Here is a 26,440-nt window from a genome sequence, read left to right on the forward strand (position 1 = left end):
CGACGATGGAGAGCTGCGAACCCTGGTACATCCGGATCGGGCGGCCGCTGGTCTTCGGCGCGTTTCGGCTGGGTGCCTGGCGGTTGCTCGGCGGCTACTCCGGTGATGTGGCGTCGATGCGGCTGGTCGATCGGGTGTTCTGGGCTTTCAAACGGGAGACGCCGCTGGATGGAAGGCGCCGCCCGCGGCGGCTTCTGGCCGGCAGGCTGCGCGCCGGGCTGACCGAGCTGGTCGCCGATACCGCCGCCGCCCGTGACATCTCCCTGGTCTTCGTCGGGGACATCATGCCGTTGGACGCGTTCGCCGACACCGCATCGAAAGTGGAACTCGGCCCCGGTGTGGCCGAGCTCTTCCGAGCCGACGTGATGCTTGCCAACCTCGAAGGCCCGATCGGCGACCAGGACCCGGATGCACCGGCGGTGACGGGCCTGTTCGCCGACGCACCCCGACTGGCCATGACTCCGGCTGAGCTGCAGATGCATCGCGGCTACCTGGGCGCCGACACCGTGGTGATGTCCACCGCCAACAACCATGCGTGGGATCTGGGCGTGGAGGGGATCACGCGCACGGTCGACGAGCTGGAACAAGTGCGGGCAGTTCCCGTGGGCACTGGCCGCACGGCGGCGCAGACGGGTCACCGGGTCGTCACCGTGGCCGGCCTGACGATCGGTTTGGTGCCGTTTACCTTTGGCACCAACGGTCTTGGCGGCTCGCCAGACGAGGCGGGTCTGGTCAACGTCGTCCCACTCAATCAATGGCGCAACACCGATGTCGTCGACCAGGTCGCGAACGCGGTCCGCGCCTGCCGAGCGGCCGGCGGCGATCTGGTGATAGCCAGCCTGCATTGGGGGCTTGAGTTTGAATGGTTTCCCGTCGAGCAGCAGATCCGCACCGCTCGCCGGCTGGTTGAAGCCGGGGCGGACGTGGTGTGGGGTCACCACCCACATGTGATCCAGCCGGTCGAGCTGTATCCGGGCTCGCCGGAACGGACCGGATTAATCATGTACTCGGCCGGAAATTTGGTGACCCCGATGCTTTCCGCCCACAGCCGGCTCAGCCTGGCCGTGCGGGTCACCGCGAGCCGTGCGGGAATACGCGCCATCGATCTGGTCCCGATGGTGTTCTCGGAGGCGGACGGCCCTGGCGCCTACCGTCTCGATAGGCTGGACGTCCTTGCCGAGCAAGCCCCGGCCGACTCCGATGTAGCTGAGATCGTGCGGCATCTGCGGGTGACTGTGCCGCCGTCTTCGCCATGACCGGCGCGGAGGTGCTGCTGCTGGTCGGCACCCGGCCGGAGGCGGTCAAGGTCGCCCCAGTGGCGCTCGCGCTGGCCGCACACCCGAGCATCCGGCCGTTGCTCGTGCACAGCGGACAACATGGTTCCATCGTGCGCGATGCCTTGGCCCCCTTCGGCTTGTGGCCCGACGAATCGCTGGAGGTCAAGCGGTCCTCGGGCAGCCAGGCGGAATTGATGGCAGGTGTCCTTCCGCGGCTTGACGAATTGCTCGTGCGCCGCGCTCCGGATGCCGTCCTCGTCCAGGGAGACACCACCACGACCTTGGCGGGAGCGCTCGCCGCCTATTGGCGCCGGATCCCGGTGGTGCATTTGGAGGCCGGCCTGCGCACCGGCAACCGCGACTCACCTTTCCCCGAGGAGGGCAACCGGCAGCTGGTGGCCAGGATCGCCTCGCTGCACCTGGCCCCGACCGTTGGCGCGGCCCAGGCGTTGCAGGCCGAATCGGTGCCTGCGGCGGACATCGTGGTCACCGGAAACACTGTGGTCGATGCGATTCAGCACATGGCGCTGCTGGACCGCTCGCCGGTAAGCCCGCAGCTTGCCGCGGTCGAGAAGCTGCTGGACGGCTGCGGCGGCCGCATGGTTTTGATCACGTTGCATCGTCGAGAGTCATGGGGTGCGCCGATGGCGCGCATGCTGGCGGCCATCCGTCAGGTGGTCGACGAGCATCCTGACTTGCACGCGCTGCTTCCCATGCACCCCAACCCGGCGGTGCGTGAACAACTGGCCAGTGCCTCGGGCCATCCCCGGATACAGGTCATTGAGCCGCTGGACTATCCCGATCTGGTCAGGGCATTGCGGCGCAGCGCTTTGGTGCTCACCGACTCCGGCGGCATCCAGGAGGAGGCGCCGAGCTTCGGGGTACCGGTGCTGGTGTTGCGCGAGGTGACAGAGCGGCCCGAGGCAATCGACGCAGGTTGCGCGTGGCTGGTCGGGACAGATCCCGTCGCGATCGTGAAGTCGGCCCGCCGCCTGCTGGCCGCCCGGCGGCGGCTGCGGATCAAGCGAAACCCCTTCGGCGACGGCATGGCGGCCGCACGCGTGGTAAGCGCGCTTGAGCGGCTACTTGCGCGCCGGCTTGGTGACGATGAGGCCGGGGAAGACGAGGTAGTCGAGTTCTGTGTTCAGTAGCGTGTCGATGGCTTCGGCCGGAGTCTCGTCGATCGGCAGGCCCTTGGTGTTGAGGCTGGTGTTGAGCACCATCGGCACGCCGGTGCGCTGGTGGAAACGCTGGATGAGCGCGTGGAAGTTCGGGCTGTCACTCGCGCCGACCGTCTGAATGCGTGACGTTCCATCCACGTGCGTTATGGCAGGCACCGCGTCGGAAAGCACCGGGCTGGCCCGCAGCATGAACGGGCTGTCGGCCAAGCCGAACCACGCTGCGGCGTGTTCGTTGAGAACCGACGGTGCGAAGGGCCGGAACCCCTCGCGGTGCTTGACCTTCGCATTGAGACGGTCTCGCATCGTGGGGCTGCGTGGATCGGCCAGGATGCTGCGGTGTCCGAGGGCACGTGGGCCGACTTCGCTGGCCCCTTCGTACCACCCCACGGTGGCGCCCTCTTCGATGAGCTGAGCTGTCGCGTCAAGATAGTCGCCGGCCTCACGGACGATCAGGTCGCCAGCCCGGGCGGCGATGGCCGCCCCAACGGTTCGCCTTCCGTATTGGCGCACGGAATACATCAGGTCCGGGGTCGCGTGGGGCAGGCGTGGATTGCCCAGCACGTGATGCCAGTGCCAAAGCGCGGCCCCGATGGCGGTGCCGTCGTCGCCACATGCAGGGTGCAGGTGCAGCTGCAGGAAGTCCGATGCCAAAAAGCAGGCCTGGTTGGCCACGGCGTTGAGCGCAGTCCCGCCTGACATGCACAGGTTGCGTTCGACATTGTTGCGTGCGCACACCTGGGCCAAATCGTCGAGCACGGCGCTTAGCTGACGTTCGAGGCCGAGCTGGATGCAATAGGCAAGCGTGGCGTTGAGCTCCTTCTCGCCCACGCGCAACGTCACCGGGTTGGCCGACGCCAGCGCGATCAGCTCGGCGAAGTTGGACACGGCCTTCCAGTCGACGGCGTCGAAGTCGTCGGTGCGTCCGTAGGGCGCCAGACCCATCACCTTGCCCGCACCCACGATGCTGGATCCGAACAACGACTCGGCTACCGACGTATAGCCGACATTGGCGTTGAACCAATCGTCGTAGCCCCGTTTGAGCGGATATAGACGTTCGCCTCGGCCCAGGAACGCCCGGCATCCGAGCGGATCGATAGCCAGGACGGCGGCCGACTCGAACGGCGAGGTGTAGTAGGGCGCGGCCGCGTGCAATGTGTGATGGTCGGGGTTCACCGTGCAGGCGATGTCGTTGCCGCGTATGCGCACGGTGTCGTTGCGCTGGTTGACCCAGAACTCGAACCAGGTGTCCTTGAGGTCGCTGCCATGCAGCGCCGGAATGTCGGGTGAGTCCATGTTATGCAGGTTGCACAACATGGCGTGGTCCACGTCAGACAGCGCTACCCCGGCTTGATCGAGCAATTCATCTAGATCGTCTTCACGCAGACCCGGGTGCTTCTTGAGCCGTGAGCGCCGTTCTGTGCACACAAATCCCGCGATCCGCCCCTCACGCAGGATGACGGCGGCCCCATCGTGGTTGAAGTTGATGGCCAGGATTACTCGTACCGTGGGGCTGGTCATCGGTCCCTCCACAGTGGATTGTCACCCGAGTTGGAAGAGGATCCGCGCACGCGCGTACCCCGGCGATGATATCCGGCAATCCGAATGTAAGACTTAGCGCGGTCGCGGTCAATCCGCGCGCCAGACATGGCGGAAAGCGCGTGAGATCGACCATCGCCGGTCTATTTTCAAACAGGTTTTCCTGTCATATCGTGCTGCTATGCCATCGGCGCCCTCGGATTCCACGCAGTTAGATCAACTGCTGCGTGAGCTGGGAGGGCTGCGAGTCCGGTTGCATGCCGACGGCGGCCGGCTGCGCTGTGTCGGGCCGGCGGGCGTGCTTACCCCCGAGCTGCTGGGCAGGGTCCGCCGAAGGCGCGCTGAGCTCCTGCGCATGTTGTCCGCCAATCCGGATGAGCCCGAGACCGGGGAGCTTTCCTACGCGCAGGAGCGCATCTGGCTGCACCAGCGCCTCGATCCCGAAGGTTCGGCCTACAACATTCCACTCGATGTCGACCTGACGGGGTCGCTGTCGGCTGAAGCGTTGCGGCACGCCCTATCCGTGGTGATTGCCCGACACGAGCCTTTGCGCACGACCTTTCGCGCCACTGACGGTTTGGAACAGACGGTGCTGGCGCCCCGTCCCGCCACCTTTGCCTTGATAGACCTGACCGGTCTGCCACCGGCGGCTCGGGCCGAAGCGCAACGGCGGGTCAGTGAAGATTTCGCCAGGCGGGCCTTCGACCAATCCACGTCGCCCGGCATCCGGCAAGCCGTGCTGCGGCTGGGCACCGAGTCGCATCAGCTGATGTTGCCCCGCCACCACCTCACCAGCGACGGTTGGTCGTTCGGGGTGCTGGCCACCGACCTGGGCCGAGCCTATACCCATGCCGTCAGCGGGCACCCGGTTTCTCTGCCGCCGCTGCGCTGGCGATACCGCGACTTCGTCCGCTGGCAACGCACCACCGCCGAGACCGGCGGCTTCGCCGCGGGCCTGCAGCGATGGGAAGCGCATCTGGCGGGGTCCACGTTCCTGTCCGGAGGGCTGGGAAGGTGGGGTCCACCAGGAGGCGATCCGGCCGCGACCATCCGGCTGCGGCTGCGAGGCGCGATATCGACGGCCATCCACACAGCGGCACGTCACGCGGCCACCACCCCATTTACCGTGCTGGCCACCGCAGTCGGGCTGGCGATCGCGGCAGTCACCGGCGCACCCGACGCGGTCATCGGCGTCGCAGTCTCCGGCCGCACGCGGCCCGAGATTGAACCGTTGGTGGGCTCGTTCGCCACTGTCCTGCCGCTACGGGTCAATGCGCGTCGCGACGCGACCGTGCACGAGACGCTGCTGGAGACACACCGCACGGTCACCCAGGTTCTGAAGGACCAGGACGTGCCGCTGGAACACATCCTGCGGGCCGTGGCACCGGGGCGGCGCTGGTTCGGCAGGCCGCCGCCGTTCGCCGCGGTGCTGACCTACCAGAACACACCGGGCATCGAGGTGTCTTTGCCCCGGCTGGAAGCGTTGCTACGCGAGACGGCGCCTGTGGCGCCGAAATTCCCGCTCACCCTGACGGTCAACCACGTCGGGCCAGATTTGGAATTGTTCGCGGAGTACGATGCCCGCGCACTCGACGACGCGGCCGTCAGGCAGATCCTGCTTAAGATCATATCCATTTTGGAGGGTACCGAGAACCCGATCGCGCAGCCGCAGACATCAGCTGACACGATGCCAGACGTCGCTGATGACAGCACACTTGCCGAGCGATTCGAAGCAGTCGCCGCTCGACAACCGCACGCGATCGCGGTGACCGACTCCTCCGGGCAGGTCAGTTTTCGTGAGCTGAGGCGGCGGGCACGCCGGATCGCGTCGGCCTTGCTGGCGTGTGGCGTCGAGCCCGGTGGCAGGGTCGCGATCTGCATGCCGCATAACGCGCATCTTGCCGCTGCGATTGTCGGTGCCGGCCTGGCGGGAGCGGCCTATGTGCCGCTTGATCCCGACGATCCAGCCGCGCGGCACGAGTCGGTGATGGCCGACGCGGGAGTCGGCGCACTCTTGACCACCGAGCGGTGGGGCGACCGGTTCGCCTGGCTGGACCGGCCTGTCGTGACTGCGGACCGCCCACCGCGCCGGGTCCGCGCGCTGCCGAGCAGGCGTAGCGCCGATCAGATCGCGTACGTCGTGTACACCTCAGGTTCGACAGGAACGCCCAAGGGCGTGCTAGTCAGCCACAGAAACGTGCTGGGGTTGTTGAGTTCGGCGCTGCAGCGCTTCGACTTCACCGAAGCGGACACGTGGAGCATGACCCATTCGGCGGCATTCGACTTCTCGGTGTGGGAGCTGTGGATGCCGCTGCTGACCGGGGGCCGGCTGGTGATCGTGCCACGGGAAGGCGTACGTGACACCGATTCTCTGCGGTCGGCTTTGGAACGTGAACAGGTCACCGTGCACAGCAGCACGCCGAGCGCCTTCGACGCGCTTGTGCAATCGACGAGCCTGTCGGCCCGCACGGTGGTACTGGGTGGGGAACGGTGTGATCCAGCACGGTTAGGCAACTGGCTAGACCGGGTAGGCCCGGCCACGCAACTGGTGAACATGTATGGCATCACCGAAACCACCGTACACGTGACACACCGGGTGCTCACCCGGATGGATGCAGGCGGCACGGTCAGCCCCATCGGCAAGGCGTTGCCAGGCGTGCGGGCAGCCGTCACCGAGGCGGGCGAAATCGTGGTGGGCGGCTGGGGTGTCGCCAACGGCTATCTACACAGGCCCGCGCTGACCGCCGAAAGGTTCGTGCCCGACGAGCTCGGCCCAGCCGGCGCACGCGCCTACCGCTCCGGAGACCTGGCGGCAGCCACGGCCGATGGGGAGCTGCGCTATCTGGGACGCCTTGACGCACAGGTGAAAGTGCGAGGTTACCGAGTCGAGCCGGGCGAGGTGGCTGCAGCGTTGCGGACTCATCCGCGGGTGGGCGAGGCGGTCGTGGTACCCACAAAAAGGGCATTGGTGGCCTATTTTGTCGCTAAGCCGGGGCAAAGCGCGCCCACCACTCAGGATCTGCGGCATTTCCTTTCACAAAGGCTGCCGAGCTACCTGGTTCCGGCCCGCTACCTTCAGGTGGACGCTTTTCCGCTCAACCGCAACGGCAAGCTCGACCTCGCGGCGCTACCGGCGGTGCCGGTCGAGGTCGGCCATGAGCAGCCGCGCACGCCAACCGAGCAGCAGGTCGCAAAGCTGTGGTGCGAGCTGCTCGGACTTGCCACCGTTGGAGTGCACGACGACTTCTTCACCCTAGGCGGCGATTCCCTTCTGGTGACCCGCCTGCATGCCCGGTTGCAAGAAGCCTTCGGTGTCGACGTGCCCATGCGGCAGGTGTATGACGTGCCGGACATGGCGGCGCTGGCCGGGCTCATCGACGCACTGCTTGCGGGCCAGGGTGAGGAATCGCCATGACGAGCGTTGCCACGGCACCGCTTTCGTTCGGCCAGCACCGAATGTGGTCGATGGGCCAGCTCGTCGACGGCTTGGTCACTAACCTGGTCATGGCGGTGCGACTGACCGGACCGCTGAACCTCCCCGCGCTCGCCCAGGCGTTCACCGACGTCGTGGCCCGCCACCACGTGCTGCGCAGCGTGATCGAGGTACACCAAGAGGAACCGGTGCAGGTGGTAATGCCCGCGATGCGGGTGCCGCTGATCCTGGTCGACCTGCCGGAAGCTGGCCTCGACGCAGTCTTACACGCCGAAGGGTTGCGGCCACTGGATTTGGCTCGGCCGCCGCTGGTGCGCGTGACCGTGTTGCGGTTGGGGATGCGGGACCACATCGTCGTGGTGGCCATGCATCACGCCGTCACCGACGGCTGGTCTCTCGATCAGCTCGCGTCGGAGATTTCACAGCTTTATCAGGCCTACCGGAGTGGGCAACCGGCACCGCTGCGGGATAGCCCGGTCATCCAATTCGGACAGTATGCGGAGCAGGAGCGATCGCGGGCATGGGCGGCTGAACCGGCTTCGTGGCTTGAGGGTATCGATGATCCCGCCGCCGGTCCACTACCGGTCGCAAGGCCACGCATGCCGGGCCGGGAACGCGAAGCCAAAGTGTGGACCGCCAGCCTTCCGCCGAGCCTTACCAACGCTTTGGCGGATCTGCGTCGACGGGACGGCGGCACGCTGTTTCAGCTCGTGCTGGCCGCGTGGGTCTGTCTGACACACCGGCTCGACGGTCGCGAGAGCGTCCTGGCCGCGACGCTGGCCTCGGGCCGGACCCGATCCACATTGGAGTCTTCGATCGGGTATTTCGCCAATTTACTGCCGGTGGGTGCCCAGGTGCGGACCAACATGCCCTTTAGCGAGCTGTTGCGGCAAGTATGGGATCGATGCGCGGTCGCCTTCGAGCACCAGGACACGCCCTTCGAGGTGATCGCGCGCCGGTGGCGTGGCGCCAGCCCGATCTCCGTGCTGTGCGTGCCCCAGCTCGCGGCGCCGACGCTGTCACTTCCCGGCCTCGAGGTCGAACCCGTTGGCGTGCCGCATGCTATCCCGCACTTTGATCTGACCATCGAGTTCCGGGAGCAGGCGGGGGCGCTGAGGTTCGGTCTGCAGTACGACACCTCGGTGCTCGACGGCGAGACGGTGGCGCTGCTCGGCGGGTATCTGCGCGCGATCCTGCAAGCTGTCTCGGCCGATCCCGATGTCTGTTGCGGGCAGATTCGGCTGGCGGAGACGGCCCCGCTCACCTCCGCTGCTACCGACGACGTGACTACGCTGCACGAGGCCTTCGAACGGCAGTGCAAGCGCACACCTGACGCGGTCGCGCTGAGGCACGGCGAACAATCGTGGACCTATCGCACCCTCAACGCCGAAGCGAACCGGTTGGCCCGCGACTTGGTCGATCGCGGAGTCGGCGTCGAGGACCGGGTGGCGGTATGTCTGCCTCGCGGCCACGATGCGGTGGTCGCGATCCTGGCGACGCTCAAAGCGGGCGCGGCGTATGTACCGATCGACCCGTCCTACCCGCAGGCTCGGATCACCTACATGCTGGACGACGCCGATGTCAAAGTCGTCCTGGACGACCTGTCCCTTGCCGGCAGCGGTTACGCCGCAACCAATCTTTGCCTGTCGGTGTCGCCGCAGAGCCTCGCCTACGTCATGTACACCTCGGGGACGACCGGTCGACCTAAAGGGGTGCTCGGACTGCACGCGGCCACGATGCAGCGGCTGGCCTGGATGTGGCGGGAGTACCCGTTCAGCCCGGGCGAGCAAGCCTGCCATCGCACGCCACTGTCGTTTGTGGACTCCGTATGGGAGATCTTCGGCCCGCTGCTGGCGGGTGTGCCTGCGGAGGTCCTGGACCCTGACGACATAGCCGAGCCGGGCCGGATGGTGGCGGTACTTCGGCGCTCAGGCAGCACACGCGTCGTCCTGGTGCCGTCGCTGTTGCGCGCGTTACTCGACACCGTGCCGGGCGTCGCCGCCGAGTTACCTGCCCTGGCCATCTGGGCCACTAGCGGCGAGCGGCTCGCACCCGACCTGGCTCAGCGTTTCCACGCGCTCCTGCCCGGCCGCCACCTGCTCAACCTATACGGCTGCACCGAGGTCTCCGCCGACGCGACCGCAGGTGAGGTGCGGCCAGATGCGGCGGTCGTGACAATCGGCAGGCCCATCGCAGGCGCATCAATCACCCTGGTTGACACGGCCGGGAGGCTCGTGCCACCTCTAGTGTCCGGCGAGATGGTCGTCGGCGGGCCGCTGGTCGCGCGTGGCTACCACAACGATCCTGCCGCGACCGCCGCCCGGTTCAGGCCCGGTCCGGCCGGGGGACGCGTCTACCACACCGGTGACCTGGCGCGCGTTTGCGCGGATGGCGGCATCGAGTATCTCGGGCGTATCGACAGCCAGCTAAAGGTCCGCGGTGTGCGCATCGAGCCGGCCGAGATCGAGGACGTGCTGCTGGGCTTTCCCTCCGTACACCAGGCCGCGGTCACCGCACACATTGACTCGCTGGTGGCGTTGGTGCGCCTGGACAACGATTGCGAGGTCGCTCAGCTGCGGGAGCACGCGCGCGTGTTTCTCCCCTCCGCACTCGTGCCGTCGATGTTCGTGCGTGTTGACGAGTTGCCGCTAAGCCCGAGCGGAAAGGTCGACCGGCGCCGACTCGGCGCCCTAGTGCGGTCCTCTACCGATGCCCTTTCCGGGCGGCCGCCCACGAGCCCCAGCGAGTTGCTGGTGGCGCAAGCGTTCGCCGAGTTGCTTCCGGTCACCCCCGGCTCGGTCCACGACGACTTCTTCGCGCTCGGTGGGCACTCCATGACGGCCACGGCACTGCTGCACAGGTTGGGACAGCGCACCGGGATGTCGGTAGGGCTGCGCGACCTGTTCGCCGCGCCGAGTATCCAGGCGCTGGCCGGCCTGCTGGATGGAAGGCTGCACGGCGCAAGTGAGCTTTCCACGGCGGACGTCGTCCTGACGCCACGCCCGCATGAGTGGCACGACCCGTTTCCTCTAACCGAGGTGCAGCAGGCGTACTGGATCGGGCGCAACGCCGACCTTGTGCTCGGCAACGTGGCAACCCACGCCTACTTCGAAATCGACACCACCGGGCTGGATGTGGTGCGGCTGGAATCGGCGATCCGCGTGCTCGTCGATCGTCATGGCGCTCTTCGCACCGTGATCCTGGAGTCGGGGCAGCAACAGGTGCTGCGCGAAGTACCGCCCTACCAGCTGGCCACCCTCGATTTGACTGACACGCCCGACGACCAGGCCGCGCTGCGCGACGTTCGTGACTCTATGTCGCACCAGGTGCTTGCCGCCGATCGGTGGCCGCTGTTCGACATTCGCGCCAGCCTGCGCACCGGTGACCGGCAGCGGTTGCACGTGAGCATCGACGCGCTCGTGGCCGATGCCTACAGCGTGCAACTGCTCACCTCCGAGCTCGCCCTGCTCTACCATCGCCCACAGACCGAGCTGGCCCCGCTGCAGTTGACATTCCGCGACGCCGTGGTGGCCCAAGCCGAGACTTTGGGGCAGCCCGGCTACGAAGGTTCCCTGGCCTACTGGCGGGAACGGCTGGCCGACCTGCCGAGCGGTCCGGAGCTGCCGTTGAGCCGGTCCCCGGAATCGGTCTCCCAGCCGCGATTCCAGCGCTGGGCACACAAACTCGACGCGGACCTGTGGCAGGCGCTGGTGGCCCGTGCCGCCACCGCAGGCGTGACGCCGTCAGTGGCCGTGCTGGCCGCATTCACCGAGATCCTCACGACGTGGAGCCGGCATCCGCACTACGCGGTCATGCTGACCCTGTTCAACCGGCGCGGGGACCACCCGGATCTGTACCGGATAGTCGGTGACTTCACCTCGGTGACACCACTTGAAGTCGATCACCGTGAGCAGGAGTCCTTCATCGCACAGGCCCGAGCGATCCAGGGTCGCATGTGGACGGACTTGGACCACCGCGCAGTCGGCGGGATCACGGTGTTGCGGGAGTGGGCACGCTCGCGCGGCGGGCGCCCGGGCTTGCTCGCACCGGTCGTGTTCACCAGCAATCTCGGGCTGCCCGACGACTCGGCCGCCACAGAACTGCCGCCGCTGGGTCAGATCGAGTACGGCGTTACCCAAACCCCGCAGGCCTACCTCGACCACCAGGTAGCGGAGGCGCCCGACGGTCTGATCCTGCATTGGGACGCGATCGCCGAACTGTTCCCGCCGGCCCTCATCGACGACATGTTCAACGCCTACGTCCACCTGCTCACCGCGTTGGCCGACGGCACCCGGGCGTGGGACGAACCGGTGCGTGGATTGCTGCCGCCCGAGCAGTCCGCTCGCCGCGCGCAGGTGAACGCGACCGCATGCGCGGTGACCAAGGCGACGCTGCCGACATTGTTCGCCGCTTCGCTTGCGCGGCACCCAGAGGCCCCAGCGGTCATCACCTCGTTCGGGCAGTTGAGCTTCCGTGAGCTCGCCGACCGGGCTGGCGGGGTCGCGCGAATGGTGGAGGAGCGTGGCGTCAAACCCGGCGACCTCGTGGGCGTTTCCGGGCCAAAAGGCTGGGCCCAGGCCGCGGCCGTGCTCGGCGTGACAGCGGCCGGAGCCGCCTACGTGCCGCTGGAACCCGACCTGCCCGACAGCCGGCGGCGGCTTCTGGTGGAACAGACCGGCGTACGCATCGTGCTCGACGCCTCGGACGTCGAAAACGCTGGCGCTGCTCCGCTTCGCGGCAACCCGGCGGCTACCGACCTCGCCTACGTCATCTTCACGTCAGGCTCCACCGGTACCCCCAAAGGGGTCATGATCGACCACCGGGGCGCGGTCAACACCATCGAGGACATCAATCGGCGCTTCGGAATCGGCCCGGCCGACCGGGTGCTCGGGTTGTCCTCATTGAGCTTTGACCTGTCCGTCTACGACTTGTTCGGGATCTGGGCGGCCGGCGGCGCTGTCGTGCTGCCCGACCCGGACCGGCTACGCGACCCCAGACACTGGCTGCAGTTGCTGCGCACCGGGCAGGTGACGGTGTGGAACACCGTTCCCGCACTGCTCGACCTGGCCCTGGAGTACGCCGAAACCGCACACGCGCCGGAGCTTTCGCAGCTGCGCGTGGTCATGCTCAGCGGCGACTGGATTCCCGTCGGCCTGCCAGACCGCCTGCGGCGCAAGGCACCGAGCGCGCAGGTGATCAGCCTTGGCGGCGCTACCGAGGCGTCGATCTGGTCGGTCTTCCACCGTATTGGCGAGGTGGATCCGGCCTGGCCGTCGATTCCCTACGGCCGACCGCTGGCCAACCAGCGAGTCTATGTGCTTGACCACCGATTCGAGCCCCGGCCCGAATGGGTTCCAGGTGAGCTTTACCTTGCCGGTACCGGTCTAGCGCTGGGCTATCTCGATGACCCGGTCCGAACGGACGCGCAATTCATCAACCATCCACGCACCGGCGAGAGGCTCTACCTCACCGGTGACATCGCCCGCGCACGACCCGAAGGTGAGCTTGAATTCCTGGGCCGCGAGGACGCCCAGGTCAAGATCAGCGGGTTCCGGATAGAGCTTGGCGAAGTCGAGGCCGCCATGCGCGCCGTGGACGGCATCACAGCGTGCGCGGCCACGGCCGTAGGCCCCCGCACGGGCGATCGCCGCCTGGCCGCGTTCTTCGTGGGGCAGGCAACGGAGCAGGACGTACGAGCCGCGTTGCGACAGGCTCTACCCGGTTACCTTGTGCCGACAACGGTGCGGCGCGTTGACGCCCTGCCGCTGACCGCTCAGGGCAAGGTAGATCGCTCCGCGCTCGCCACGTTGAGTGAAGCCACGCCTGCGGCCGCGCCGGCGATGCCCCCACCGGATGAACTCGTGTCGAAGTTGGCGGCCACCTGGGCTGTCGTGCTCGGCGTCGAATCGGTGGACCTCGACGACAATTTCTTCAACCTCGGCGGCACGTCACTGGTGGCAATACGCCTGCTGCTTCGGCTGGAGGCCGAAATCGGCCGCAAGGTGTCACTCGGCCGGCTCTACGAAGCTCCGACGCTGCGCGAGCTGGCGCTGGCCATTAGCCAGGCACAGACGACAGTTGACGGCAGGGTGTCGCTGCCAGCCGATCCCGCACGGCGCTATGAGCCGTTCCCGCTGACGTCGGTGCAGGAGGCCTACTGGATGGGCAGGCGGTCGACGATGACGCTGGGCGGCGTGTCGACCCACAGCTACGTCGAGCTGGATGTCGCCGGACTGGATGCGGACGCGCTGGAGAGTGCGGTCAACAGGCTCGTCGGACGGCACGACGCTCTGCGCACCATCGTGCAGCCGGATGGAACCCAACGCGTGCTGCGGGAGGTGCCACGATTCCAGGTGCACCGAACCGATGTGGGTGCCGATCTTGAAAGCATCCGCGAGCGCATGTCACACCGCGTATACGACACCAGTCAATGGCCGCTCTTCGACATCGCGGTGTCGCGTTTGGACGACGACACTTCACGTATGCATGTCAGTGTGGATCTGATCATTGCCGACGCGCTCAGTTTCAACATCATGCAACAAGAACTGCTGGCGTATTACGACAACGATTCTGCGCCGCTGCCGGAACTTGGGTGTACTTTCCGCGACTATCAGAGCGCGATCAACGCTGGCCGCAACGCTCCCGGACGCCGTGCCGCCGAGCAGTATTGGCGTTCCCGGGTGCCCGCTCTGCCCGCAGCGCCACCGCTGCCCATGGCGCGCAGGCTTTCTGAGCTTTCCAGTCCGCGCTTCGCGCGGCTGGAGACCCGCCTGTCCCGCGCCGACCTGGCACGGCTGCGTGAGCACGGCTCTGCCCGTAATCTCACCCCCTCTGGTCTGCTGTGCGCCGGATACGCCGACGTGCTGGCGATGTGGAGCCAGACCAGCCGGTTCATCATCAACCTGACCACGTTCAACCGGCTGCCATTGCACCCGGACATCGATGCAGTGGTGGGCGACTTCACCTCGACGACACTGCTTGCGGTCGACGCGACCGGTGCGACGTTTACCAAGCGGGCCCAGGCGATGCAGCAGCAGATCTTCCGCGACCTGGAGCATCGCGAGTTCAGCGGGGTCGATGTGCTGCGCCTGATCCGCCGGGACCCGAGTCGCCGCGACAACGCCTTCGCGCCGGTGGTCTTCACCAGCATGCTCCTGCCGGCCGTGAGTCCGGACCGCCAACGCGTGCCAACGGGCCGTGCCTGGCCGGCGCAGGTCGCCTACAGCGTGAGTCAAACCCCGCAGGTCCTTCTGGACTTCCAGGTCTACGAGCACGACGGCGGCCTGGTGCTCACCTGGGACTACGTGGCTGAAGCCTTCCCGGACGGGATGGTCACGGACATGTTCGACGCCTACGGGCGGATCCTGCGCTCATTGGTCACCGACAGCGAATATTGGGAAGTAGGTCCGGGATGGACACGATGAACTCGGCAGTTGCGGCCATGGTCTCGCCCAGCCAGGCCAACCTGTGGCAGCGAGTCAACCAAACGCCCGAGGTCCCCGCCACTACACCCGCCGCGCTCCTGCTCGACATCGCCAGCCGCCGTGCGGACAGGCCCGCCGTGATCACCGGCCAGCGCGAGCTGACATACGCCGAATTGCTTGGCCTGGCTCAAACCGTTGCGGCGCATGCGCCCGGACCAGTGGTGATCTGCGTCGAGCCGGGCTGGGAGCAGGTTGTCGCGGTCGTGGCCGCTCTGGTCGGTGGACAGCGCTTTGTCGTGGCGAGCCCGGACGCGTCACAGTCGGCCAGGTGGGGGCAGCTTGCGTCAATGCCAGGCGGCCTGGTGCTTACGCAGAGCTGGTTGGAGAACCGGCTGCGCTGGCCGGAGGGGACCCAGCGGATCTGCCTGGACAGCGTCCAGCCTGAGCGCAGCGAGGCCAGGCAACAGCTCGTCGATCCGGCCAGCGTCGCCTGCCTGGCACCACATCCGATTACGCACGATGGACTGGCCACGCCGATCACCGACCTGATTGAACGGTTCGGTCTCGGCCACGACGACCGGCTGCTCGCGGTATGTCCGCTGGGCGACGAAGTTTCGATCGCGGCCATCCTGATGATGTTGCTCTCCGGCGGTGCGGTGGTCGTGCCTGACGACATCGACCTGCGTACCCCTGCGGTATGGGTGGATCTGATGCTTGAGCATCGGGTCACCGTCTGGCATTCGCCGCCGGCCCTCGCCGGTCTGCTTGCCGAGCATCTGCACCAGCGCGGCGACGACCGTCCCGAACAGCTGCGAATCGTGATGCTGGGCGGGGAACCGTTCCCGCTGTCGCTGGCAGGCTGGCTGCGCCGGGCGCTCGGCGACCAGCCGCGCCTGGTCAACTTGGGACCGGGTGCCGGAGCCGGGATCTGGTCGACCTGCTATGAACTCGACGAGCCGGATGCGCGCAGGGGCCATCTTCCGATTGGAGCGCCACTTGCGGCGACCTCAACCTACATCCTCAGCGACGCACAATTGCCGTGCCCGGCCTGGGTCAACGGACGGCTGCACCTAGGTGGCCGGCTTCTGGCACCGAGCGATCAGGACCCGACGGAGGCAATGGGCGAGACCGTAGTCCGCACCGTGCACAGCGGACGCTTGCTGCCCAACGGTGTGCTCGAGCTCGGCGGCGAAGACGACACGCGCATCACCGTTTCCGGGCACACCTTCAACCTGCGTGACATCGAGGCGGCGCTTGCCACCCATGAGGACGTTTTGCATGCGGCGGCCGTCGCGGCTGGCGAAAGTTCGGTAGCGTTCGTCAAAGTCGCACCGGGCAGGCAGGCCACCGGTCCGCAACTGCTGGACTACCTGCGCACCAAGATGTCTCCGTACCTGCTGCCCGAGCGGATCGAGACCGTGGGGTCGTTCCCGCTCACCCCCTCCGGCCGCATCGACCGCGCTGCGCTTGCCGCACGAGTCGAGACCCACCCAGCGACCACCACGACGCCGGCACCTATCGCTCTTGGCGTCACGAACAGTGACTTGATCGAGCGCGCCTGCGCGCTGGCCGCTCAGATTCTGGACGTGGCTGACGTGGCACCGGACATGAACCTGTTCGACGTCGGCGCCACGTCCGTGCAGCTGGTCCGGATCGCGGTGCGGGCCGAGGTCGAGCTGAAGATCAAGGTCGATGTGGAGGAGCTGCTGCGCTTCCCGTCTATCGGTGTGCTGGTGAGCTCCGGGCGTCCAGAAGGCGACGCTATCGATGCGAGCCAATGGATTGACGAAGGCGTCATCTTCGACCCGCTGGAGCGCATCGCGTTCAAAGAGCGCCGGCCAGGCGTGCGGCACCAGCTCACCGAGGTGGCAGGAATCCCGCTGGCGGATGGCGAAACCGGCGATCTGGCCCGCAGGCGCACACACCGGCGTTTCCAAATCGAGCAACCGGTGCCGCAGCAGGCACTGGCGCACCTTCTGGGCCACCTGCGCCGCCTGGACGATGCGGATGAACCCAAGTACGCCTACCCGTCAGCGGGCAGCCTCTATCCCGTGCAGGCCTACCTCACCGTCAACGCCGGCCGTGTCGAGGGCATCGACGAGGGTTCCTACTACTACCACCCCGAGCTGCACCGGATCATCCCGCTTGCGCCGGGCGCCCAGGTGGACGCCAAGGCACACGCCTGGGTCAACCAGGCCGCTGCCCGCGATGCTGCCTTCTCGCTTTATCTGGTGGCGGACCAAGACGCGATCGCGCCCATGTATGGCACGCGGTCGCGCGACTACGCACTGATCGAAGCGGGCGCTATGTGTCAGCTCCTGATGGGCGCTGCGGCCGGATGCGGGCTGGGGCTGTGCCCGGTCGGCGAGATGGACGATACCGTGCTGCGTGAACCGTTGCGGCTCAAAGAGAGCCATGCTCTGCTGCACACCCTGCTGGGCGGCCTGCCGGCCGAGCTCGACACCGCCGAGGCCGAAATGCTGGCCCGGATGGGTTCACGATGAGCACAAATCCGCTGGGCATCGCCCGCCGTCAGCCGGTTGCCACCTCGGCGGCCGATCAGGTCGTGCCTACCGGAACACACAGGCTGCCCTACGAAGTCCACCCGTCGGCCGGCGTCGACCTGGCCGAGTGGGCGCGCGGCAACTCTTCCACGGTGGACAACTGGCTGCACCGCTATGGCGCGGTGCTGTTCCGCGGCTTCGACGTCGGCCTCGACCGGTTCGCGGCAACCGCGGCGGCGCTGGCCGGTCCGCCGCTTCCGTATAGGGAGCGCTCCACGCCGCGCACCGAGTTGGCCGAAGGCGTGTACACCTCGACCGAGTACCCGGCCGACCAGCCGATCGCGCTGCACAACGAGAACGCCTATCAGCGCAGCTTTCCAGCCCGGCTGGTGTTCGGCTGCGTCACACCATCGGCATCCGGTGGTGCGACACCGCTGGCCGACTGTCGAAAAGTATTGGGCCGCATCGACCGAGCGGTCGTGGACACCTTCCAGCGCAGGCAGGTGCGCTACACACGCCACTTCCACGAGAGTGTTGGCCTGTCCTGGCGCGAGGTGTTCGGCGAGTCCGATCCCGGCCGCGTCGACGAATACTGTGCCGCACAGGACATCGCCACCGACTGGCGTGACGGTCAGCTGAGCACCGTGCAGGTGCGGCCCGCGACGGCGCGGCATCCGGCCACCGGTGAGCTGACGTGGTTCAACCACGTCAACCTCTTCCACCCCTCGGCGCTGGCTGAACCGGTACGCGAGGCGCTCGTCGCCCAATACGGACAAGACCGGCTGCCCCTCGACGTCTGCTACGGCGACGGTTCAGCCATCGAAAACGATGCCCTGGCAAGCATTCGCGCTGCCTATGCCGCCGAGACGGTCGCCGTGCCGTGGCGCGAAGGCGACGTCCTGCTGGTGGACAACGTGCTCGTCGCACATGGCCGTGAACCATATCAAGGGCCGCGCCGGATCGTGGTCAGTATGGGCGGCACCCTGTGGCATGGCGGTGCCCCATGATTGTACGTGCGCTCAGGCTCACCGGTGTGGTTGACGACGCTCGCCTGCTGGCGGCCGTGCGGGAGGCGACCACTTCGCTGGAGTTGTTGACCGCGCCCTCCATCGGTGCCGACACAGCGGCCGACGACACGCATTGCCTGAAGATGCTTGCTGCACAACGCGAGCGGTGTTTGGTGCAGCTGTACCGCCTGCCCAACAGCGACACCGAGGACCATGTCGTGCTCGCTGTCGCCGCTGATCCGATGGTGCTAGACCTGCGTTCGGCCTACCTGCTGCTGGGAGCGGTGATGCAGGCCTACTTCGGGCGGTTCCGAGCGATTGAGTATCCGTCGTACACCGAGGCCGTGGGCGGCATCGACAACCGTGTGGCACCGTCGCGGGCTGCCTTGTGGGCCCGCCGCGTCGGCGCATGGCCACGGCGGTGGCCAACGGCGGACGTTGACAACGACCTTCACGTCCCGTTCCCCACCTGGGCCAAGCTGTGCGGGATCGGGGACTACATGGGCAACCACAGCTCGATCACGGTGATAGCCCTGCTGGCGTGGTGGCTGCGATTCCAGGCCGGCCGCGTGGAGCCTGCGACGTTCCTGGCAGAGCTCGACCTGCGCGAGTACCACGGCCTCGGCTCGGTCATCGGACCGCTGACCGACCGGATCGCCTTCCAAGTCGACGTCACGCCGGAGATGTCGTTTCGGGAGCTGGTGCGTCGATGCCATGCCGGTGTGCTCGACGCGGTGGTGCATTACGTGCCGTTCCAGGTGGTGCGCGAGCTGCCATGCTGGCCCGGCTGTGATGTCGCCGTCCACTACTGCCGGACGCCGCCGCTGAGCTCGGCCACCCGCGGTGAGGAAACACTGGAGCGTCTTGGCCTGTCCATTGAGCTGTTCCACGAAGGGGCACTGGCACGGCTGACCGGTCACACCCCCGACGCGGCCTTGTCTGTCGACGTCGCCGAGTCCGGCGATGGGGTAGAGCTCATCGGTATCCCTCTCGAAATTTCGGTCATCGACAAGGTGATCGCCGATCCTGATATCCCGCTGGCACGACTGTGAGGAACGCATGACCGACGAAGAATTCGACGATACGACCGTCTACCGCGTCGTGATGAATCACGAGGAGCAGTACTCGATCTGGCCCTCCGATCGTGACCTTCCCGCCGGTTGGCGAGATGAAGGCACGAGCGGCCCAAAGGCTGCCTGCCTCGCTCACATCGAAGAGGTCTGGACCGACATGCGCCCGCTGAGCCTGCGCAAGTTCATGGAGGAAGTCGCTTCGACGCCTCCGCCACCGGAGCAGGACGAGCCGGAGGACGACGGCGAATCGCTGGTGTCGCGCCTTTCCACGGGCGAACATCCGGTCGAGGTGACGATCCGGCCCGAGCGCACAGCCGCCGCGCTGCGCGAGGCCATCGAGCGAGGTTACGTCTTCATCCGCTTCACGCAGACCGAGGGCGGCACCGAACTCGGGGTGCGCCTCGACCTGTCCGCGTGCGACCTGGGCGGCGCTGACTTCGACACGGCCACAGGGCATGTCGCCCTGGCGGGAGACCTCACGCTCGACTTCGAACCTGTCCGGTGCATCGCTGACATCGATCTGGCCACGATGACCGGCTTCGGCCATCTGACGGCCAGCGAGCACGCGGCATGACCAGCGCCCCGGCCCCGCCGCAGCCGCCACCGAAGCGGGTGGGGGTGTTCGCGCGCCTCCGGGAGCCGGGGCTGGGGGATCTGGTCCAGCGCAACATCTTCTTGGCATTGACCCGGAGCGCGTTTCCCGATGCGGAGATCACCCATGTGTTGCCGCGCACCACGGTGGAGCGCTTCGGCGAATTCCTGGCCCGGCACTCCCGGGCAACAGAGGTGCTGTGCTGCCCCGATTATGGCAATGACGACACCGCGGCGTGGACTGCCTTCGCGGAGCAGGCCGCCCAGTTCGATCTGTGCATTGTGGACCCCGACAGCCACGACCTTGGCGGCGTGCAGGCAGCCTCATTCGGGATTGCCCGTCGGATAGGTTTCGCGTTGGGCCGCACTGGCCCGCAGGGATTGACCACGGCTATCCGCATCCCCCGACCGCTGTTCGGGGCGCCGGATCTGTTCGATTTCGCCACCGGATTGGCGGCAGCGCTAGGCGTGCCTGCGTCCGGATACGCCGACACCGTGCCACCGTTTCCCTTCACGCCCGAGCCGCTGCCCGGCCTAGCCCGGCCCACGATTGTGTTCCACCCCGGCGGCGCTCCACATTGGAACCGCCGCTGGCCACTGGCGCACTACATCGAGCTCGGCCAGCGGCTTCGCGACGTCGCAGGCACCGTCGTGTGGGTCGGCTCCCCGCAGGAGGCGAGCGAGCTGCAACGCGCCGGCACACACGTGATCGCCGGAGCGGATCTCAACAGCCTGGCCAATCTGCTGGCCCAGGCAGATCTGCTCGTAGGCAGCGACTCGGCGCCTGCTCACATCGCCGCCGCGGTCGGCACGCCGACGATCGTCCTCTACGGGCCGACATTCACCGAATTCATGTGGGCCCGCGTCTACCCAAATCACCAGGGCATCAACCGGCGCTACCGCTGCCAGCAGATCCGCAACCTGCAGCTCGGTGCCGGACCAGGGGTGATGCCGTGCGAGCACCAATGCCACTACGCCTACTCCGGGGCCGACGGGCCATATCCGAAGTGCCTTACCGACATCACCGTCGATGAGGTCTACCACGCGGTGCTGAAACGGATCCCAGTGGAGGTGCCACGTGATTAACGTCTTTCAGCCGACACTCGGCGAACAGGAACTGGCCGCCGTCACCGACGTCTTCGCGAGCGGCTGGCTCGGGCGCGGGGCGCGCACGACGGCATTTGTGCAGGAATTCGCCGACCACCTGGGGGTGGCTGCCGAGCACCTGGTGCCGGTGAACTCGTGCACGGAGGCGCTGTTCACCACCATCGAGCTGCTCGGCATCGGAGCCAGCGATGAAGTCGTCATGCCGAGCATCAGCTTTGTCGGCGCCGCCAACGCGGTAGCCGCGGCCGGTGCCAGGCCGGTGTTCTGCGACGTCGATCCGCACACGCTCAACCTGACAGTGGACCACCTGGCTGCCAAGATTAACTCCCGCACCTCCGCGGTCATGCTTTTACATTATGGCGGGTACCCGGGGCAGCTCGCCGAGATCGCCGCGCTCTGCGATGAGCGGGGCATCCCGCTCATCGAGGATGCGGCATGTGCGGTGGCCTCCCGCGCGGACGGCCGTGCGTGCGGCACAGTGGGTGCATTCGGGGCGTGGAGCTTCGACGCGATGAAGATCCTCGTGATGGGCGACGGCGGCATGCTCTATTGCCGCGAGCCGAATCAGGCGCGCCGGGCCGCCCAGCTGACCTACCTCGGTCTGGGCAAGACCAGCGGCATATCGCAGGCGGTCACCTCAACGCAACGGTGGTGGGAAATCGACATCGAGTGTTTCGGCCGCCGCTCAAGCATCAACGACATCGACGCAGCCATCGGTTCGGTGCAGCTGCGCCGGTTGCCGCAATTCGTCGCGCGCCGCCGCGAGATCGTCGAACGATACGAGACCGGCCTTGCCGGGCTCGAAGGCCTGCGCCAGCCGCCAGCCCTTCCGGCTGGACACACGTCGTCGTACTACTTCTATTGGGTGGGCCTGACCGGCGGCATACGCGACGAGGTCGCGCGGCACCTCTACGAGCGCGGCATCTACACGACCTTCCGGTACCACCCTCTGCACCTTGTCGCGGCCTACGGCAGCGACGCGCGTCTTCCCGGCGCCGAGCGGGCCGCGGAGGAGACGCTGTGCCTGCCATTGCACCAAGGCATGGACGACGCCATGGTCGAGAAGGTCATCGACGAGACGCGTGCGGCCGTGCTCGCCTGCCGCGAGGCCGGTCGACTGTCGGCCCAGGAGGTGTGAGCTGTGGGCATCGTCGACACGGAGTTGCGGCGCACATATTCGGCGCTCATTGAGGTCATGCTGCGTGAGGGCCTGACCAGTCTGGCTCGTGAGACCGCCGAAACTGCGGTGCGCCAAGGGCTGTGGGCCGACGCCAGCCAACGGCCGATCGACTATTGGCCCGAAGGCGGCCATCAGCCGGTCTACGAGCCCAGCGACTACTGGTTCGTCGGGCATCTCGAAAACAGCTATTCAGCCATACGCTCGGAGATCGACGCGCTGCTCGCCGATGACCGTCCCGGGTTCGCACCAGTCGACGAACCTTTGCTGGGCAAAGGAAAATGGGATCAGGTCGTGCTTTACGAGGCGGGCCGGCGGCAGGAGCGGGCCTGTGAGTTGTTCCCGGTGACCGCTTCGGTGATCGAGCAGATCCCGGAGGCCACCACGCTCGGCCCGGGCGTGGTCACACTGTCCTGGCTGGAACCGGGCAGCCACATCGTGCCGCACTGCGGGCGCACGAATGCCCAGATGCGGGTCCACCTCGGCCTGCGGGTGCCGGGCGGCGCCTCGATACGGGTCGGTGACCAGACCCTCACCTGGGAGGAGGGCCGCTGCATCGTCTTCGACGACTCTTACGAGCACGAGGTGTGGCACCGCGGTGACCAGCCGCGCCTGGTGCTCCTGCTTGACGTGCTCAACCCGTGCCTGGACGCGGCCCTGCGCACACGTCTGCTTGCCCGGCGCCAGTCGTCGTCCGATCAGATCGCCCGCTACCTGGCCGAGCACGACATCGACAGGGTGGAGACCGACGACCACGGCGTCGTGCTGCGCCCGTCGGCGGGCGTATCAGCGCTCGTGCGGCGATACATGACCGAGACGGGAGCGACCGCGGTGCAACGGCATGGACGGGAACTGCGCTTCGAATACGGCGATGGGCGGCAGTCATGACAGAGCTGGCAGAGATCGCGGCGGTGGTAAGCGCGGCATGGCAGGAAGTGCTGCGGCGCGACGACTTCGGCGCAGACGATGACTTCATCGAGATGGGCGCGACCTCGCTGGACGCAGTGCGAATCGTCGCCCGGGTGTCCGAAGACCTGGATCTGGACCTGTCCGTGCGGGTGCTGCTGGAGCCGCGAACGCTCACCGGCATGGTCGACCGCGTGCGCCAGGAAGCGGCAGCTCAGGCAGGAGCGTCCACATGAGATTCATGACGCACGACGCGACGAAGGCGGAGCTTCTCGCCGCTTGCATGCACAACAATGTGATGTGGATGCGCCGCCTCGTCGAGGCGGGTGGCGGCACACTGTTCCAGGAGGACGGGCTGGAGTGGGCGGCCACGTGGCATCCAGGCCGGGAGATCACGGCATTGGTGACTCAACACCCCGATCCCTCGCTACGCGGCCGCATCGACGCCATCGGCGAATACGGGCGAGCCAACAGCGTCGACGTCGTCAGCTACTGGGCGATGGACGCGACCTGGGCCGGGCAGCTGGATATCTGGCTGTGCGCTCGCGGGTTCCGTTCCGGTGGCCGCCCACATTGGATGGCTGTGGATCGTGCGACCTATCCCGAGAGCTCTTCCTCCGGCGAGTCCCCGATGACGTTTCCGGACACATTCGACGACCACACCGTGCCGGAGCTGTTGTGCTACAACCCGATGTCGCGCGAGATACGGCAAGCTCTGGTCAGCCGGCAACCGCAACGGGTCTGGCAGGCCGTATGGTGGCGCAACGGCTCGCCGGTCGGCACGTTGTCGATCAACCTCACCGAAGGTGATCTGGGTGTGGGCGGCATCCACGACCTGTTCTTCCTGCCCGAAGCACGCACCGCGGGCATCGGCTTGGAGCGATTCGACGCCATCAGAGAGTTCGGGCGCAAGTTCGACGTGCGCTACGGCATCGCCAACGCGGTCGACGAGGCAGCACCGCTGTATCGGGTCATGGGATTCCAGTCGCTCGGGTTTGGACAGACGTGGTGGCTTCCCCGGCACGCTGCCCAGCGCGCGCCCGATCCGAAGCAGGTGGCCTTCGCCGAGGCGCTTGGGGAAAGTGATATCAGCGCAATCGAGGCACACGCCCATCCGTCCGTGTTGGACCAACCGCTTGCCAATGGCATGACACCACTGCGCCTTGCCGCTTACTACAAGCGACCCGAGGTGGCGCGATGGTTGATCGATCGCGGCGCCACGCCCGATTTGCTGGTGGCGTGGGAACTGGGCTGGAAGGACGAGGCGACGCAACTCCTGCAGGCCGACCCTTCGTTGGCCACCAAGCGCCAGCCGAACAGCGGCAAAACACTGCTTCACGTCGCGGTGGAACGTGACCATCCCGACCTGGCGGCCCTGCTGCTCGATTCCGGTGCCGATCCGCAGGTGCGCGATGAACGCCACCACGGTACGCCGTTGGACTGGGCTGTGGAATTGCGGCGCAGGCGGGTCGGGGCCGTGTTGCGAGGCAGGACCAGATGAACGTGGACCTGGCCCGGCTGCTCGACGATGTCGTGGACATCAAAGTGGCGGTCATCGGCGACGCGTTGCTGGACGTCTTCGTGGCCGGAGCTATGCGCGGACTGTGCCGGGAGGCGCCCGCTCCGGTGGTCGCGGTGCTGGGTCACACCGAAGCGCCGGGTGCGGCCGCGAATGCGGCGGCCAACGTGGTCGCGTTGGGTGGGCAGGTCCGGCTGGTGTCGGTGGCCGGGCATCAGCTGCGGAATCTGCTTGAGGCCCATCGGGTACCCACAGCAAATGTTTTGGAAGGTCCTACGGTCGTCAAGAAGCGGGTCGTAGCGGGCGGGCACATCCTGATGCGCCTCGACGAGGGCCACGGCGTGGGCGTGATGCCCGCCCTCGACGCGAATCTGGCCGACGCTGTCGCACAGGCCCATGCGCTGGTGATCAGCGACTACGAATATGGCGTGCTCGGTCCGCACAGAATGCCGGCGCTGCATCAGGCATCCGATCGCGTGGACGTGACCGTGGTGGACGCCAAACATCCGGCGCGCTACCGCGACTTGCGCCCGACCGCGTCGACGCCAAATTACGCCGAGGCCGTGCAGATGCTCGGCCTGCCGTTGCTGGACAACGACGGCGAGCGCCTGGCACAGATCCTCGGGCACGGCGACGATCTGCTCGCCGCGACGGGTGCCAGGCTGGTCGCGGTGACGTTGAGCGGCAACGGTTCCGTGCTGTTTGAACAAGGTAGGCCGCCGTATCGCGCGGTTGCCACTGGCGCGGCCCCCCATGATGTTGTCGGCGCAGGCGACGTCTTCGCCGCCGCGTTGGCCCTGGCGCTGGGCGCTCACGCACCGGCGCCGATCGCGGTGGAGTTCGCCACCCAGGCGGCCACATGCGCATCGCTCGGCTCGGCCGGCATCACGGCCCGCTGCGCCCGGCAGCAACTGGCCGCACGGCTGCACTCCGGTGACAAGACGCTCGCAGTGCAGGACCTGGCACAGTGGGCGCGAACCATGCACACCGCCGGCATGCGGATCGTGTTCACCAACGGCTGCTTTGACATCCTGCACGAAGGGCACGTCGCCGTGCTGAGCCAGGCCAAGGCGCTGGGCGACCGGCTGATCGTGGCGATCAATGACGACAGCAGCGTGCGCGCTCTCAAAGGTCCAGGCCGCCCGGTGATCGACCTGTCTGGACGGATGCGCACACTGGCAGCGCTGGGCTGCGTCGACCACGTGGTCGCCTTCTCCGGGCCAACGCCGATCGAACTCATCGAGGCGGTGCATCCGGATCTCTATGTCAAGGGTGGCGACTACGCGTCGATGGCGCTGCCGGAGCTTCCTGTATTGCGCCGGCTCGGAGTGGAAGTAAGGCTACTGGAGTATGTCGAGGACCGATCGACCAGCCGCATTATCGAACAGGTTCGATCATTTAGCTGATAGGGGAGGATCGATGTCTAGTCAGGATGCGCCTATCGCCGACCAGGCCGTGTATGAGGCAGTCGTGGACGCGGTCGATCTGGTGTGCGGGCTTTCGCGGTCCGAGCTCGATCCCAATCTGACGATCGACGAACTGGGCATCGACTCGCTGAGCGCCGCGGAGATCGTGCAAGAGGTGGAGAAGACACTCGAGATCACGGTGGATATGACGACGATAACCTCCTCATGGTCGTCATTCACCTTGGCCGGCCTGGCGAAGATGTTTGTGGACACGCGAGAGGCCGGCCATGGCTCCTGAT

15 protein-coding genes and 1 pseudogene are annotated in these 26,440 nt (G+C 66.9%); 15 read left to right on the forward strand and 1 reads right to left on the reverse strand.

The features are described from left to right. Nucleotides 1–5 precede the first annotated feature (5 nt). Both Rhe02_RS07470 and wecB read left to right on the forward strand, forming a co-directional pair. Nucleotides 6–1,256 carry a CapA family protein gene (locus tag Rhe02_RS07470; protein WP_203907348.1) on the forward strand — a complete coding sequence of 417 codons (1,251 nt, stop codon included), beginning with the start codon at nt 6–8 and terminating at the stop codon, nt 1,254–1,256. Further along, the gene (gene wecB / locus Rhe02_RS07475) at nt 1,253–2,428 is read left to right on the forward strand and encodes a non-hydrolyzing UDP-N-acetylglucosamine 2-epimerase (RefSeq protein WP_203907349.1); all 1,176 of its coding nucleotides are present in this window, start codon (nt 1,253–1,255) and stop codon (nt 2,426–2,428) included. The genes Rhe02_RS07470 and wecB overlap by 4 nt, the downstream gene beginning before the upstream one ends. Here wecB and Rhe02_RS07480 read toward each other — a convergent pair. Then, a complete protein-coding gene (locus Rhe02_RS07480; RefSeq protein WP_203907350.1) occupies nt 2,360–3,976 on the reverse strand; it encodes a carbamoyltransferase C-terminal domain-containing protein in 1,617 nt (538 codons plus the stop codon). The two genes, wecB and Rhe02_RS07480, sit on opposite strands and share 69 nt — an antisense overlap. 199 nt (nt 3,977–4,175) lie before the next feature. Between Rhe02_RS07480 and Rhe02_RS07485 the strand changes: the two genes are divergently transcribed. The 13 genes and pseudogenes from Rhe02_RS07485 to Rhe02_RS07545 all read left to right on the forward strand — a co-directional run bounded on the left by Rhe02_RS07485 (nt 4,176) and on the right by Rhe02_RS07545 (nt 26,439). Further along, nucleotides 4,176–7,409, forward strand: a complete 3,234-nt coding sequence (locus Rhe02_RS07485) for a non-ribosomal peptide synthetase (RefSeq protein WP_203907351.1) — start codon at nt 4,176–4,178, stop codon at nt 7,407–7,409. Beyond that, a complete protein-coding gene (locus tag Rhe02_RS07490; protein ID WP_203907352.1) occupies nt 7,406–14,851 on the forward strand; it encodes a non-ribosomal peptide synthetase in 7,446 nt (2,481 codons plus the stop codon). Before Rhe02_RS07485 ends, Rhe02_RS07490 begins: the two co-directional genes overlap by 4 nt. After that, nucleotides 14,848–17,355: an AMP-binding protein gene (locus Rhe02_RS07495; protein ID WP_203907353.1), complete on the forward strand. Its 2,508-nt coding sequence runs from the start codon at nt 14,848–14,850 to the stop codon at nt 17,353–17,355. Before Rhe02_RS07490 ends, Rhe02_RS07495 begins: the two co-directional genes overlap by 4 nt. Continuing rightward, nucleotides 17,352–18,362: a TauD/TfdA family dioxygenase gene (locus tag Rhe02_RS07500; RefSeq protein WP_203907354.1), complete on the forward strand. Its 1,011-nt coding sequence runs from the start codon at nt 17,352–17,354 to the stop codon at nt 18,360–18,362. Before Rhe02_RS07495 ends, Rhe02_RS07500 begins: the two co-directional genes overlap by 4 nt. Beyond that, entirely contained in the window at nt 18,359–19,414 is a 1,056-nt protein-coding gene (locus tag Rhe02_RS07505) for a condensation domain-containing protein (protein ID WP_203907355.1), read from the forward strand. Before Rhe02_RS07500 ends, Rhe02_RS07505 begins: the two co-directional genes overlap by 4 nt. A gap of 7 nt (nt 19,415–19,421) precedes the next feature. Further along, a pseudogene (locus Rhe02_RS49700) lies at nt 19,422–19,622 on the forward strand (MbtH family protein); the annotation flags it as partial. Nucleotides 19,623–20,005: 383 nt separating this feature from the next. After that, entirely contained in the window at nt 20,006–21,112 is a 1,107-nt protein-coding gene (locus Rhe02_RS07515) for a glycosyltransferase family 9 protein (protein ID WP_203907357.1), read from the forward strand. Further along, the gene (locus tag Rhe02_RS07520) at nt 21,105–22,271 is read left to right on the forward strand and encodes a DegT/DnrJ/EryC1/StrS family aminotransferase (RefSeq protein WP_203907358.1); all 1,167 of its coding nucleotides are present in this window, start codon (nt 21,105–21,107) and stop codon (nt 22,269–22,271) included. Before Rhe02_RS07515 ends, Rhe02_RS07520 begins: the two co-directional genes overlap by 8 nt. A 3-nt stretch (nt 22,272–22,274) precedes the next feature. Further along, nucleotides 22,275–23,198: an aspartyl/asparaginyl beta-hydroxylase domain-containing protein gene (locus tag Rhe02_RS07525; protein ID WP_203907359.1), complete on the forward strand. Its 924-nt coding sequence runs from the start codon at nt 22,275–22,277 to the stop codon at nt 23,196–23,198. Beyond that, nucleotides 23,195–23,452, forward strand: coding sequence for a phosphopantetheine-binding protein (locus Rhe02_RS07530; protein WP_203907360.1), 258 nt, complete (start codon nt 23,195–23,197; stop codon nt 23,450–23,452). Before Rhe02_RS07525 ends, Rhe02_RS07530 begins: the two co-directional genes overlap by 4 nt. Then, on the forward strand, nt 23,449–24,717 hold the full coding sequence (locus Rhe02_RS07535; RefSeq protein ID WP_203907361.1) for a GNAT family N-acetyltransferase: 1,269 nt from the start codon (nt 23,449–23,451) through the stop codon (nt 24,715–24,717). The genes Rhe02_RS07530 and Rhe02_RS07535 overlap by 4 nt, the downstream gene beginning before the upstream one ends. Further along, complete coding sequence (locus Rhe02_RS07540; protein ID WP_203907362.1) at nt 24,714–26,141, forward strand: PfkB family carbohydrate kinase; 1,428 nt, start codon at nt 24,714–24,716, stop codon at nt 26,139–26,141. Before Rhe02_RS07535 ends, Rhe02_RS07540 begins: the two co-directional genes overlap by 4 nt. Before the next feature lie 13 nt (nt 26,142–26,154). Then, a complete protein-coding gene (locus tag Rhe02_RS07545; protein WP_203907363.1) occupies nt 26,155–26,439 on the forward strand; it encodes an acyl carrier protein in 285 nt (94 codons plus the stop codon). The last annotated feature ends 1 nt before the right edge of the window (nt 26,440 follow it).

Source organism: Rhizocola hellebori, assembly GCF_016862955.1.
Classification (GTDB): domain Bacteria; phylum Actinomycetota; class Actinomycetes; order Mycobacteriales; family Micromonosporaceae; genus Rhizocola; species Rhizocola hellebori.

Coding starts and splice junctions, on each gene's coding strand:
- Rhe02_RS07480 (WP_203907350.1), bottom strand. CDS start 3,976: ATGACCAGCCCCACGGTACGAGTAATCCTGGCCATCAACTTCAACCAC.
- Rhe02_RS07545 (WP_203907363.1), top strand. CDS start 26,155: ATGTCTAGTCAGGATGCGCCTATCGCCGACCAGGCCGTGTATGAGGCA.
- Rhe02_RS07515 (WP_203907357.1), top strand. CDS start 20,006: ATGACCAGCGCCCCGGCCCCGCCGCAGCCGCCACCGAAGCGGGTGGGG.
- Rhe02_RS07540 (WP_203907362.1), top strand. CDS start 24,714: ATGAACGTGGACCTGGCCCGGCTGCTCGACGATGTCGTGGACATCAAA.
- Rhe02_RS07485 (WP_203907351.1), top strand. CDS start 4,176: ATGCCATCGGCGCCCTCGGATTCCACGCAGTTAGATCAACTGCTGCGT.
- Rhe02_RS07535 (WP_203907361.1), top strand. CDS start 23,449: ATGAGATTCATGACGCACGACGCGACGAAGGCGGAGCTTCTCGCCGCT.
- Rhe02_RS07505 (WP_203907355.1), top strand. CDS start 18,359: ATGATTGTACGTGCGCTCAGGCTCACCGGTGTGGTTGACGACGCTCGC.
- Rhe02_RS07500 (WP_203907354.1), top strand. CDS start 17,352: ATGAGCACAAATCCGCTGGGCATCGCCCGCCGTCAGCCGGTTGCCACC.
- wecB (WP_203907349.1), top strand. CDS start 1,253: ATGACCGGCGCGGAGGTGCTGCTGCTGGTCGGCACCCGGCCGGAGGCG.
- Rhe02_RS07530 (WP_203907360.1), top strand. CDS start 23,195: ATGACAGAGCTGGCAGAGATCGCGGCGGTGGTAAGCGCGGCATGGCAG.
- Rhe02_RS07470 (WP_203907348.1), top strand. CDS start 6: ATGGAGAGCTGCGAACCCTGGTACATCCGGATCGGGCGGCCGCTGGTC.
- Rhe02_RS07490 (WP_203907352.1), top strand. CDS start 7,406: ATGACGAGCGTTGCCACGGCACCGCTTTCGTTCGGCCAGCACCGAATG.
- Rhe02_RS07495 (WP_203907353.1), top strand. CDS start 14,848: ATGAACTCGGCAGTTGCGGCCATGGTCTCGCCCAGCCAGGCCAACCTG.